The organism is Nocardia miyunensis NBRC 108239 (assembly GCF_001613065.1).
Classification (GTDB): Bacteria; Actinomycetota; Actinomycetes; order Mycobacteriales; family Mycobacteriaceae; genus Nocardia; species Nocardia miyunensis.
Map to the genome: position 1 here is coordinate 1 of NZ_BDBQ01000160.1, position 11,523 is coordinate 11,523.

General features: G+C 65.9%; 13 protein-coding genes. 9 read left to right on the plus strand and 4 right to left on the minus strand.

Features of this window, described 5'->3' with window-relative positions; all coding sequences use genetic code 11:
• Both NM2_RS51155 and NM2_RS51160 read left to right on the plus strand, forming a co-directional pair.
• Nucleotides 1–257 (plus strand): alpha/beta fold hydrolase (locus tag NM2_RS51155; protein ID WP_218026131.1); only part of this gene is annotated, 257 nt, incomplete at its 5' end.
• Nucleotides 254–499, plus strand: coding sequence for a hypothetical protein (locus NM2_RS51160; RefSeq protein WP_067683993.1), 246 nt, complete (start codon nt 254–256; stop codon nt 497–499). The genes NM2_RS51155 and NM2_RS51160, both read left to right, overlap by 4 nt.
• A 27-nt stretch (nt 500–526) precedes the next feature.
• Here NM2_RS51160 and NM2_RS46260 read toward each other — a convergent pair whose 3' ends face one another.
• The 3 genes from NM2_RS46260 to NM2_RS46275 all read right to left on the minus strand — a co-directional run bounded on the left by NM2_RS46260 (nt 527) and on the right by NM2_RS46275 (nt 3,972).
• The gene (locus tag NM2_RS46260; RefSeq protein ID WP_067683998.1) at nt 527–1,441 is read right to left on the minus strand and encodes a hypothetical protein; all 915 of its coding nucleotides are present in this window, start codon (nt 1,439–1,441) and stop codon (nt 527–529) included.
• Between the two features lie 255 nt (nt 1,442–1,696).
• On the minus strand, nt 1,697–2,359 hold the full coding sequence (locus NM2_RS46265) for a hypothetical protein (RefSeq protein WP_157122067.1): 663 nt from the start codon (nt 2,357–2,359) through the stop codon (nt 1,697–1,699).
• 761 nt (nt 2,360–3,120) lie between these two features.
• Nucleotides 3,121–3,972, minus strand: a complete 852-nt coding sequence (locus NM2_RS46275) for an alpha/beta fold hydrolase (protein ID WP_157122069.1) — start codon at nt 3,970–3,972, stop codon at nt 3,121–3,123.
• 71 nt (nt 3,973–4,043) lie between these two features.
• Between NM2_RS46275 and NM2_RS46280 the strand changes: the two genes are divergently transcribed.
• A complete protein-coding gene (locus NM2_RS46280) occupies nt 4,044–5,024 on the plus strand; it encodes a helix-turn-helix domain-containing protein (RefSeq protein WP_067684007.1) in 981 nt (326 codons plus the stop codon).
• A gap of 138 nt (nt 5,025–5,162) precedes the next feature.
• Nucleotides 5,163–5,549 (plus strand): hypothetical protein, encoded by a 387-nt coding sequence (locus tag NM2_RS51165; protein ID WP_218026132.1) that lies wholly within the window; start codon nt 5,163–5,165, stop codon nt 5,547–5,549.
• A gap of 289 nt (nt 5,550–5,838) precedes the next feature.
• Here the strand turns inward: NM2_RS51165 and NM2_RS46285 are convergent, their stop codons facing one another.
• Nucleotides 5,839–6,933, minus strand: coding sequence for a Fic family protein (locus tag NM2_RS46285; RefSeq protein WP_067684021.1), 1,095 nt, complete (start codon nt 6,931–6,933; stop codon nt 5,839–5,841).
• A 119-nt stretch (nt 6,934–7,052) separates the two neighbouring features.
• On the opposite strand from NM2_RS46285, the gene NM2_RS46290 reads away from it, so the two are divergent.
• The 5 genes from NM2_RS46290 to NM2_RS46305 all read left to right on the plus strand — a co-directional run bounded on the left by NM2_RS46290 (nt 7,053) and on the right by NM2_RS46305 (nt 11,450).
• Nucleotides 7,053–7,469 carry a hypothetical protein gene (locus NM2_RS46290; protein WP_169816375.1) on the plus strand — a complete coding sequence of 139 codons (417 nt, stop codon included), beginning with the start codon at nt 7,053–7,055 and terminating at the stop codon, nt 7,467–7,469.
• Between the two features lie 82 nt (nt 7,470–7,551).
• Entirely contained in the window at nt 7,552–7,863 is a 312-nt protein-coding gene (locus NM2_RS46295; RefSeq protein WP_067684027.1) for a hypothetical protein, read from the plus strand.
• Nucleotides 7,863–8,219, plus strand: coding sequence for a hypothetical protein (locus tag NM2_RS52420; protein WP_245718579.1), 357 nt, complete (start codon nt 7,863–7,865; stop codon nt 8,217–8,219). The genes NM2_RS46295 and NM2_RS52420 overlap by 1 nt, the downstream gene beginning before the upstream one ends.
• On the plus strand, nt 8,200–9,036 hold the full coding sequence (locus tag NM2_RS46300) for a hypothetical protein (RefSeq protein WP_245718580.1): 837 nt from the start codon (nt 8,200–8,202) through the stop codon (nt 9,034–9,036). The genes NM2_RS52420 and NM2_RS46300 overlap by 20 nt, the downstream gene beginning before the upstream one ends.
• Nucleotides 9,037–9,104: 68 nt before the next feature.
• Nucleotides 9,105–11,450 carry a DEAD/DEAH box helicase gene (locus NM2_RS46305; protein ID WP_067684010.1) on the plus strand — a complete coding sequence of 782 codons (2,346 nt, stop codon included), beginning with the start codon at nt 9,105–9,107 and terminating at the stop codon, nt 11,448–11,450.
• Nucleotides 11,451–11,523: the final 73 nt, after the last annotated feature.

Consider the following 11,523-nt stretch of genomic DNA (forward strand, 5'->3'; position numbering starts at 1 on the left):
CTTTGGTCCTGCTGCACGGCGCAGGCCGGTCGCTGGCGGATTGGGATACCGCTGGCACGCAACTAGTAGAGGCGGGGTATCGCGTTCTCGCGGTTGACCTTCCAGGGCACGGTCGTTCCCCCGACATCACCCCGTGGTCGGTTCGCACTGTGGTGCAGTGGGTTGCGGAGGTGCTGGACGCGCACGGCGTGGACGAGCCGGTGGTGGTGGGTCATTCGCTGGGCGGGTTGCTCGCGGTGGAGTACGCGCCGAGGTGACATGCCCGCTGCTGCTCGTGCAGGCCGGCAGGCAACCACCGCGGGCGGCGCAGTGGCTCGACGATCTGTTCACCAGCTTCGCGCGCGGGCTCGCCACCGAACTGGCGGCCCTTGCCCGCGACCGAGCGTCGATCACCACTACTCGGATCGACGCCACCCACGAAATGGTTCTGGAAACGCCGGACGCGGTGGCGGCGTTGATCGCTGAGTTCGTCCGCGGGTTGCCTTGCAACGCGAGCTAGCGACAGAACACTCACGTGTGGGTCCGCTCAGACGCCGGGAGTCAATTGCTTGCGGGCACGTTCGACGCGGCGTTCGACACCCTTCAGGTGTTTCTGCGCACGCTGCAGTGCCTCGCGAGCCGAACGCTCGGTGGCGGCCGTGAATCGGTGGCGGTGTTCGGCTTCGGTCAGCTCGGCACGCAGGGCTTGGATGCGGTCGTCGAGATCAGCGAGAGCGGCGGCCGCGGTGTCGTGGTCTGATCGCGCGGAACTCACAGCGGCGCGGGCGGATTCGACTTCGGCGAGCATCTCCTCGAGCTCGCGCCGCACCTCGGCCTGCGGGTCGGGGGCGGGCCCGTCGGCAGCCATGGGATCAGTGCGGCGATGAGTCCGCGCGGCCGATTTCTCAGTGCGATCCTCGGTGGGATCGGCTGTCGGCGAGCGCGTTCGGAAGCTGCGGTGCCCAGCGCCGGGAACCGCGGTCAGCGCGGCGAGGCCGAATCCCTCGTAAGTGGCCGCGGCGGTGAGGGTTCCGGCGAGCAGCCTGTCGGCGACCGACTGATCCGCCAGTGCCGCATGCAGGCTCGCGCCGATATCCCGTAGGACGGGTTCGGTCAGGCGCTGGCCGCGGCCCGCGGCCAGCTCGGTGGCCTTGCGGGTGAGGGCGTTGACCACTTTTTGCCGCTGCGGGGTGAGGGCACGCAGCTGTTCGGCCGACAGTCGGCGCTGGGCATCACGCAGGGCGTCGCCCACCTCCAGCAGTGCGCGGACGTCATCGCTCGCCTCACGTGACAGCAGATTCAGCGCCCACGCGGCGACCGTCGGCCGCCGGAGCTTGCCGATGGCGGCGGCCAGGGCCTTATCCCCGGCGTCGCGGGCCTGCCGCGCCCGCTCGGTGCGGGCGGCCACGAACTCGGCGGGCGGGAGCCCGTAGAGTTCGGCCACGACCTGGTCGAGCGTCATGCCGTCCTAGCGTACGGGCACGCTCGCCACCCGCCCCGTGCGATGCCATGGTCAGCGATTGGCCGGCCCGAAAGCGGGCCGCGACGAACCAGCCGCCGGCACCGCTCAGATCGAGCGAGAACCAACTGCTGTGCAGCAGCGCGCGGGTAGCGGCATGTCCGGACATTCTGTGCCGCAGTCGGTCTCGCTTCCGGATGGCCCGGTCATCGGTATATCGGTGCGTTGCTGAGACCGGAATCGTCTGGGTACGCAGGTTCAGTGTTGATACTGGGCTGGGAGAATCGGTTGTTCCATCGATGAGCCCAACAGTGGCCTTCCGCACAGATCGGCCAGGGTGAGTCGCCACAGACCCGCCAGCGAACACACCGTCAGGAAGTTCTGGGCCGGCCCCCCGGAATTACCCTGTTCGCCCCGATCGTAGACGCCCGCCGCCACAGCGGCCTCTCGCAGGCCAGCGGGAAGATCAGCGAGATCGTGCACCGTCAGCGGATCGGTAACCCAGAACACCGTCTCGCCGTCGACCGCGTAGCCCAAGTACGTGTCCGATTCGATATTGACCGTACAGCAAGCTGCCGGCATGCCTCCCACACAGAGCGCGGCCTCGTCCTGCTGCACGCCGTGGATCTCGTACACCAGCGTCCACTCACCGACCCGGGCGCTCACCGCGGCTACTTCTTCGGGGTCCGACACCCCGAGCGCCTGCTCTACTCGGGACGAATAGGGAGCCTGCGGCGTCACCGACGAGAGTTCGACGGCGCGGGTCGCCGCGGCGGGATACCCCAGGCGCTCCAGCGCCGCGGCGGGGTCGAGGCCGCGAGCTACATACAGGATGATTCCCTCATCCTGGTCCGCAAGAGCGCTCACCCAGGCCGGATAGCCGTTCCCGTCCAAGGCCTCCGGCGTGAACAATGGTGGCACTGCTACTCCTTGATCAGATATCGGCGTGGCCCAGCGGCAACAGTACCGACGACGGAGCCGGTCGCGATCATCGGGTCGCCACACTAATGCGTTGGCAGCCAATGGATTACGTCAAGTCAGCCCGATTTCAGCGGAAACTGCAGGGAAGCGATATGCGGCTACTCGAGACTGGTGGTGGGGTTTGATCCCGGCCAGGATCGGTCTCAGGTACCCGGTGGGAAGCTCTCTATGCGGCTGCCTGCCAGCGGTATCGGTGTGGCTCGCTAATGGCTTGCGTCCCATCGGGTTACCGTGCGGGCGTGGCTGGAAAGGGGTCTGCTCTGGCTCGAAGTAGCGGTGCCTTCCTGCGCGGATACCTCCTCCGTCGATCTGGAAGGATACCGATGCCGGTCATCATTGGCATGGACCCGCACAAACGCTCGGCCACCATCGAAATCATCGACCCCGACGCGAAGATCCTCGCGACCGGGCGTTACGGCACCGGCACCACCGGATACGGTGAAATGCTCACCGCTGCACAACGATTCCCGCAACGGGTATGGGCGATCGAGGGCTGCAACGGTGTCGGACGACCTCCATGGAGGCGATGCGGGCACTCGAACGGCGCCTGTCCAACGTCGTCTACCAGCGGATGCTCGCCGACCAGCGGATCTTTCGGACAAGCCACAACCCGGACCTACCGCCACCCAGTCCGACGACGAACTCCCAACCGCCTCTTGACATAAAGGGAAGCCATGTGTGCTCACTCGTGTCGGTTGTCGTCAGCTTCGTCGGGTAGGCGTGGAGAAATCGATGAGAGCACGGGCGACCTGGTCGGGTGCGTTCTCGGTCGGGATGTGTGCGGCTTCCGGGATGCGTATGAGCGTGGTGTGCGGGATCTGCGAGGCGAACTTCTCGGCGTACTCGACCTTCTCGAAGCGGTCGTCTTCGCCCCAGATCAGGAGCTTGGGCGTTGTGGACTGCTGCAGGGCGGGAACGAGATCCAAGGTGTAGCGGCTATCGGCCGCGGCGACCATGGCCAGCCAGGAGCGGCGGACCCGCGGATCGGTCCACGGGTCCAGATAGTCGGTGATCCGCTGCTCGGTGGCGGCACCTGCCAGGTCCCTTGTCACGGCCTGTCGGCGAGCGCTGAGGAGGTCGTCGGCGGTGGTCGCCTCGACGATCGCCGGGTCCTGGAACCATGTCACGTGCGGCGCCGGCCAGGAGTCGTAGGCGACCGAGTTGACCAGGGCCAGCCGGGACACAGCGAGCCGATCGCCGACGAGCAGATGCTGGGCGACCGCTCCCCCGATGTCATGACCTGCCACGGCGATCGGCCCGGCGAGCCGCAGCGCGGACGCGAATCGCACCACCCACTCCGCAAGAGCCGGGACCGTGGCCGTTTCCCGGGTCAGCTCGCCCCCGGAGTGTCCCAGTCCGGGGAAATCGACCGCAACAGGCCGCAGCCCGGCCCGCGCGAGGCGGCTCAGCACCGGAAGCCACACCCGGCTCCAGTACGTCCCATGCAGCAGCAACACCACCGGGCCGTCCTGCCCCGCGGTCAAGTAGCTGGCCGTTTCGCCGTCGACCCGAGCGGTGGTCCGCAACACTCCCGTTTGTGTGGTTTCCCTCATGGGACCACTGTGACCGGACACGTTACTCACGGCCGAGAGTCGGAAAAGACATCCTTGGGTAGATTCTCGCCATGACCCGTCATCGGGTGGTGGCCCTGCTCAACCCGCCCCAGTCACCGTTCGAACTCGCCTGTGCCGCCGAGGTCTTCGGCATCGACCGGCCGGACGTGCCGGCCCACTACGACTTCCGGATCTGTGCCGAGCACCCCGGCCTGCTGCAGACCACCGTCGGCTACACGATGCTCGTCGACGCGGGACTCGCCGCGCTGCAGGAGGCGGACACCGTCATCGTCCCCGGTTGGCAACCACCCGGCGCACCGGTGTCGCAGACCGTGACCGAGGCGCTGCGTGCCGCCCACCAATCCGGGGCCAGGATCGTCGCCATCTGCACGGGTGCCTTCGTCCTGGCCCAGGCCGGACTTCTCGACGGCCGCAGCGCCACCACGCACTGGCGCCACACCGCGCTACTCGCCGCCGCCTTCCCTGGGGTGCGGGTAGCCCCGGACGTGCTTTATGTCGACCACGGCGACGTGGCGACCAGCGCCGGAACCGGTGCGGGCATCGACCTGTGCCTGCACCTCGTCCGCTGCGACCACGGCGCGGCATACGCTGCCCAGATCGCCCGGAACATGGTGCTACCGCCACACCGGGACGGCAGCCAACTCCAATACGCCACACAACCCGCCCCCGCCAGGGCGGACGAGTCATTGGCGCCATTGCTGCAATGGGCCACCACCCGGCTCGACACCCAACTGACCGTCGGCCGGCTCGCCGGCCACGCGGGCCTGTCCACCCGAACCCTCGCCCGGCGATTCACCGAACAGCTCGGCACCAGCCCCGGACAATGGCTGCTCGGCCAGCGCCTCGACGCGGCACGCACACTCCTGGAGCAAACCAACTTTCCCGTGGAGGCCATCGCCACCCGCGTCGGACTCGCCTCGGCAGTCAACCTCCGCCGTCACTTCCGGGCGCATCTGGGCACCACACCCGGCGCCTACCGACGAACCTTCGGCGAAACCCGACACCCCGAACCCACCCCGAACACCGCGTAATCGGCACGAGCGCCCACGGCGTGTACGGCCTGACCGACCTCCGACGACGCAGCCCAGCATCCGTCTGCGCTGGTTGTACCACCGCCGACTTCCGCCATCGACAGCGAGCGCGACAGCCACGAGTCCACCGAGAAGCTTGTGCACAACGTGCTGTGGCTGTGCGCGCTGAAGCACGGAAATGGTTTGGATAACTATATATACGCAAGAAAGCCGCAGGCCGTTGACCTGCGGCTTTGCCGTTCTGTGGACCTTGGGGGAGCTTACTATAACCCGAAACCGCAGGTAGAAGCGCTGGAAGCCCTGCGCCGGAAGCTTCCCGACCCCACCGCACCCGCCCTGCCGCCCGCCGACCGATTCAAACCCGGCCGGGCCCGTCAACTCGGCACCGATCAGGTTCAGGAACTGATCGCCGGATATGAGAGTGGGGAGACGGTGTATCAGTTGGGTGCCGGTTCGGTATCGAGCGGCGGACGGTCAGCGAGATCCTTCGTCGGCATAAGGTTCCGATGCGTCGCCGTGGTCTGACGGCCCGGCAAGTGGATGAGGCGATCCATCTCTACGGTTTGGGTTGGTCTCTCGCCCGGGTGGGTCGACACTTGGGGGTTGACGGTATGACGGTTCTGAACAAGCTGCGCGAACACGGTGTCTCTACGAGGGATCCCCAAGGACGACCGCGGACGTAGACGGCTGTCGCAGGGGTCGTGCCCCTCGGCGGGGCACCCGCCGAGGGGCACACGCGGAGATCCTCATGCAAAGTATCTGGCCGAAATTTCACACGTCTGGCCTACATGCGAAGTTTCTTTCCATGTACCTTTCAGGCGGTGGATTCGGTCCTGACCAGCAGTCTCAGGAACTCGCGGTTGATGAACAGCCGGTCGCGCCCGATCTTCACGTCCTGAAGTAGACCTGCCGTCACGAGATCTTGAAGCCAAGCGGTCGCGGTCGGTCGTGAGACTTTGCAGCGCTCGACTACGGTCTTGATTCGGCAGTAGGGTTGCTCGAACAAGATCGACTGTAGCTCCGAGTTGGACCCGCCCTTCGAGGCTTCACGGGCCCGCTGATTGAACTCATCCTGGAGCAAGCGAATGTCTGCGATCTTCCGCAGAGTCGAGCGCGATGTCCGCTCGATTCCGGTAAGGATGTACAGGATCCATTCTTCCCAGGACCCCTCGGCGGTCACGCTACGCAGGAGCCGGTAGTAGTCATGTTTGGTGTCGATGATGTATCGGGACAGGTACAGCACAGGCAGCCGGAGCATGCCTGCCTCGACCAGCATGAGCACGTTGAGGATTCGGCCCGTCCTGCCATTGCCGTCACTGAATGGGTGGATCGCCTCGAACTGGTAATGCGCCACCGCCAGACGAACAAGGGCGTCCATCCCGTCATCGGCATGGACGAACCGCTCCCACTCGCTGAGCTTCTCGATGATGAGTTCACGGCCTTCCGGCGGGCTGTAGGCGATGGTTCCTGTGGCTGTGTTGCCAATCCGTGTTCCCGGTATCGCGCGAACCTTCATATCGCGGTCCTTGATCGTGCTGCACACTGCCGCTGCTGTGGCAAACGTGAGGCCACGATCAAGAGTCATCTCGAATCCGACTCGCAATGCAGTTCGGTAGCGCAGTGTCTCCCGCGTTGCCGGGTCCGCGCCCGAGTCATCCTCGAGATGCCGGAACAGCGCGTCCGTCGTCGTCACGATGTTCTCGATCTCGGAACTTGCCTGTGCCTCCAACAAGGGGATCGTGTTGATCAGCACTGTGGGGTTCGGAATCGACACGACAGCTTGGTCAAGCTGAGCCAGCGCCGCGTTCGCGCCGATCGCCGCCTTGAGCACGGCTTTCGTCTCGAGTTCGTCCACCTTGGGTGGCAGCGGAAGTCCGTTGTACGGGATCTCCGGGCTCCAATCGACCATGAGGGGAACCATCGCACATGCCCTTTGGTATGTAAAGAAACAGCCAAAAATATTACACATTATTGGGATCTGCGAAGATTCTTGGTTGGTCGTGCAAGAGATCGCCCCAGTAGCTGTACATGGCCGCGAAAACGCAGGTCAACGCCCTGGAGACCCTGATTCACAAGCTAGCCGACCCGACAACACCGGTTCCGCCGCGTGTGGAGCGACCCAAACCTCGGAGGGCTCGGCAAATCGACGCCGACCGGGTCGCGGAGCTGATCACCGGCTACCAGCACGGAGTAACCGTGTATGAACTGGCTACTCGATTCGGTATCGAACGGCGCACGGTCAGCAATACTCTCTACCCGGCACGGGTGCCGGTGCGCCGCGGACTGTCCCCCGACCAGGTCGATATCGCCATCCATCTCTACAAGCTCGGCTGGTCACTTGCCCGGGTCGGCAACCATCTCAACGTCAACCACACCGCCGTGCTGACCGCACTGCGCCGACGAAGAATACCCACGCGGGATTCTCGTGGGAGAGCGCGAGTGTAATCGACGGCTACCCTGTCGCCTTATGACGAGAAGTGTTGCGAGGGCTGCGGCACGGATGGCGGGTCGGTGGCGGATCGTGGCGATGAGCGGCTGGGATAGTGATGCCATCGACCTGGTCGAGCCGGGCTTCATCGAATTCGGTGCAGACGGGACCGGTCAGTTCGGTTTCATCGCCGTCCGTGGCTGGCTGGACAGCCGCCCTGCCCAGCGGGATCGCCGACCCGGTGTCGAGTTCACCTTCGAGGGCATCGACGAGGGCGACCAGGTCAGCGGCCGGGGCTGGGCAGTCCTCGCTGACGACGAAACGATTGAGGGGCACTTGTTCTTCCACCTGGGCGACGACTCGTCATTCCGGGCAGAGACCTTTGCCTGTACCGACCGAGTGGATGAATAGTGAGCGAGTATCAGTACTACGAATTCCTGGCGGTCGACCGGCCACTCGACGATGACGAGCAGGCTGCGGTTCGGTCGCTGTCGACCAGGGCGAGGATCACGGCCACCAGTTTCGTCAACGAGTATCACTGGGGCGATTTCAAAGGCGACCCCAGCCGGTTGATGGAGTGCTTCTACGATGCGCACCTGTATGTCGCCAATTGGGGCACCCACCGGGTGATGTTCCGCCTGCCCTGCGACCTTCTCGATCCCGATGTCGTCGACGACTACTGCGTTGGCGACCGGGTGAACGCATGGTCGACTGACGAGTTCGTCGTACTCGACTTCACCAGCCAGGATGACACCGGACACCGGTGAGTTCGACTTCGACTATGACCCCGCAGCATTACTGTCGGCGATCATCGGGGTCCGCGCTGAACTCGCCGCCGGAGACCTCCGATCGCTCTACCTCGCCTGGCTGTCCGCTTACGGCACCTGGGAACGCGACGAAGACCTCTTCGACCGCGAAGCCGACGACGATCTCGAACCACCGGCGCCGCCTGGGCTGGGCGCGCTCACCGCGTCCCAGCGTGCGCTGGCCGACTTCCTGCGCCTCGACGCCGACCTCCTCGCGATCGCGGCGCAGGGTTCAGCACCGCTCGACCAAACCAGCGACGTTCTCGGCGACCTCGCCACCTGGCTGACCCACCTGCCAGCCATCGAGAAAGACCAGCTACTGGCGCGGGTTGTGCAGGGGGAGGCCGCGCGGGTGCGGATGGAGTTGCTGCGCCGCTTCCGCGGCGACGCGACTCCGGCCGACCCCACCCGAGCCCGCCGGACAGTGGCCGACCTGCTCGACAACGCGGTGCGGCGACGAGCCGACCACGAGCGCCGGCTGACCGAGAAGCGCGCCGAAGAAGAAGCACGACAGGAACACGCTCGTACCGTCGCCCGGGAACGACGACTCGACAAGCTGGCCGACACACGAGACCTCGCATGGTCGCGCGTCGAGGCGATGATCGCCACCCGGAAACCGACCGAATACGATGCCGCCGTCACGCTACTGAGCGATCTACAGGCTTTGGCCGACCGCGAGGACCGCTACGACATGTTCGCCGAGCGTTCCATGGCCCTGCGGCAAACACACGCACGCAAACGCGCTCTCATCGAGCGCCTCGATCGCAACGGTCTCTGACCACTCCTGGCTCCGCTGCGTCTCGGTGACTGGCCGGCTCACCATTCGGCCGTGCACACTGGGCAGCCGTGGAAACTTTCCCCGGCGAACTCGAGGCCCTGCGCACGGAGAATGCTCGGCTGCGTAATCTGTTGCGGCTCACCGGTGATCAAGCCCGCGCCGCGGAACCGGATCAGACCGCCGGTGGCACTCCGGTAGATATGCGGGCGGCACCGGCAGAGAAGGTCGGGTTCTTCCTGGATCTGTTCGGTGCCCGCACCGACACGTACGCCGTGCGCTGGGAGAACCGCCACGACGGCTGCTCGGGGTGGATACCCGCGATCCGCGGGAAATGGCGCAAGGGTATGTCCCCGGAACAGGTGTCGTATCTGCCGTTGACCACAGAGGTAGTCGACCGGCACCTGAGGGGCGGGCACCATATCGGGCTGTATCCGCTGGCCGATGACGACACCTGCTGGTGGGTGGCAGTGGATTTCGACAAAGATGCCGCGATGTTGGACGCCCTGGCGTATGTGAAAGCCGCACGCGCCGCCGGGATTCCGGCCGCCTTGGAGATATCGCGATCCGGCCGCGGCGCGCATGTGTGGATCTTCTTCGCCACCGCCGTGCCCGCGGTGTCAGCGCGGCGGATCGCCACGGGCCTGCTCGCCGAAGCGATCGGGTTACGCGGCCGGATGAGCCTATCCAGTTACGACCGGCTCTTCCCGTCCCAGGACACCCACACCGGCCGGGGCGTCGGCAACCTCATCGCCGCGCCCTTGGCCGGCGCACGCCGCCAGCACGGCACCACGGTCTTCCTCGACCCCGCCACTCTGGAACCCTTCGAGGACCAGTGGGCCTACCTGTCCAGCATCGCTCGCCTGTCGGCCAAGCAGGTCGAGGGTTTCGCCAGCTCACTGCCCCAGCCCCAGCTCGGTCACGATGTGCGGCGCCTGCGACTGCCGACCTCGTCGAAGATCGTGCCGCGGCCCGCCGCGGTAGTGCGTGCGACGTTCGGCGCCCGCATCCAGGTGACCGCCACCGATCTGGGCCCGGCGATGATTTCCGCGGTCAAACACGCCGCCTCGATCGCCAACCCGGAATTCTTCGCCCGTCAGCGCGCCCGCCGCAGCACCTGGGACACCCCACGGTTCTTGCGTAGCTACGACGAAACTCTCGACGGCGACCTGATCCTGCCCCGCGGCCTGCTGCCGCTGCTGACCCGCCTCATCGAATCCGCCGACAGCACCCTGCATCTCACCGACACCCGCAGCACCGGCACGCCCCAGGACTTCACCTGCACCGTCGAACTGCGTACCGAACAACAGCACGCCGTCCACGCCGCCACCAACGGCGACACCGCGGTCGTGGTCGCGCCTCCAGGTACCGGCAAAACCGTGATCGCCTGCGCGGTGATCGCGGCGCGGGCCACCTCCACCCTGGTCATCGTCGACCGCAAAGCACTGGCCGATCAATGGCGTGCCCGCATCATCGACCATCTTGGGATCAAGTGCGGGCAGATCGGCGGCGGCCGATCCAAGACCACCGGTGTCCTCGATGTCGCTCTGCTGCCCACCCTCGCCCGACGGCCCAACATCGAAGAGCTCACCAGCGGTTACGGGTTCGTCGTAGTCGACGAATGCCACCATGTGGCCTCGAGCGCATTCACCGACGTCCTCAACAAGATTCCCGCCGAGTACTGGCTCGGCCTCACCGCCACCCCCTACCGCCGCGACCAGCTCGACGACCTGATCTACCACCAACTCGGCGCCCACACCCACACCATCGACGCACCACGAGCCGGTCACCTTCCCGCCGACGATGCTGCCCCGGCCCCGCGCCCGATCCTCCACATCCATCCCACGAGGTTCACCTACGCCGGTGACGCGGACCTCTCCCAACCCGGCGGGATAGCCGAAATCTACCGGGCGCTGGTCGCCGACGACGAACGCCTGACCCAGATCGTCACCGACGTCACCGCCGCACACCGCTCCGGCGCGAATATCCTCGTCCTCACTACGTGGATCAACCACCTCAATGCCCTCACCGACCGACTCTCGGGCGAAGGCATCACCGGCATCACCACGCTGCGGGGCGGCATGAGCGCCAGCCAGCGCCATAGCGCGCACGAGACCATCGCCACCCACTTGAACAACGGAGAACCGCTACTGATCGTTGGCACCGGCTCCTACATCGGCGAGGGGTTCGACTGCCCCGCCCTGGACACCTTGTTCCTGGCCGCACCCGTGAAATTCAAAGGCCGCCTCATCCAGTACGTCGGCCGTATCACCCGCGCGCATCCCGGCAAATCCACCGCCACCGTCCATGACTACCACGACACCCACACCCCCGTCCTCGCGAGAACCCTCGAACAACGCGCCCCCGGCTATACCGAACTCGGATTCCCCGACCCACGCCGCCAGACCACCCACTGAGCCACCATCCTCCGGGTGATCGAGACGGGTCTGGCGTTTGTGGCCCACGCCAACGGTCGGCTGCTGTCCGCCA

Excerpts from the sequence above, each read along its gene's own strand:
- NM2_RS46260 (WP_067683998.1), bottom strand. The coding sequence starts at position 1,441 with ATGACGCTCGACCAGGTCGTGGCCGAACTCTACGGGCTCCCGCCCGCC.
- NM2_RS46275 (WP_157122069.1), bottom strand. The coding sequence starts at position 3,972 with ATGAGGGAAACCACACAAACGGGAGTGTTGCGGACCACCGCTCGGGTC.
- NM2_RS46280 (WP_067684007.1), top strand. The coding sequence starts at position 4,044 with ATGACCCGTCATCGGGTGGTGGCCCTGCTCAACCCGCCCCAGTCACCG.
- NM2_RS46285 (WP_067684021.1), bottom strand. The coding sequence starts at position 6,933 with ATGGTCGATTGGAGCCCGGAGATCCCGTACAACGGACTTCCGCTGCCA.
- NM2_RS46290 (WP_169816375.1), top strand. The coding sequence starts at position 7,053 with ATGGCCGCGAAAACGCAGGTCAACGCCCTGGAGACCCTGATTCACAAG.
- NM2_RS46295 (WP_067684027.1), top strand. The coding sequence starts at position 7,552 with ATGAGCGGCTGGGATAGTGATGCCATCGACCTGGTCGAGCCGGGCTTC.
- NM2_RS46300 (WP_245718580.1), top strand. The coding sequence starts at position 8,200 with ATGACACCGGACACCGGTGAGTTCGACTTCGACTATGACCCCGCAGCA.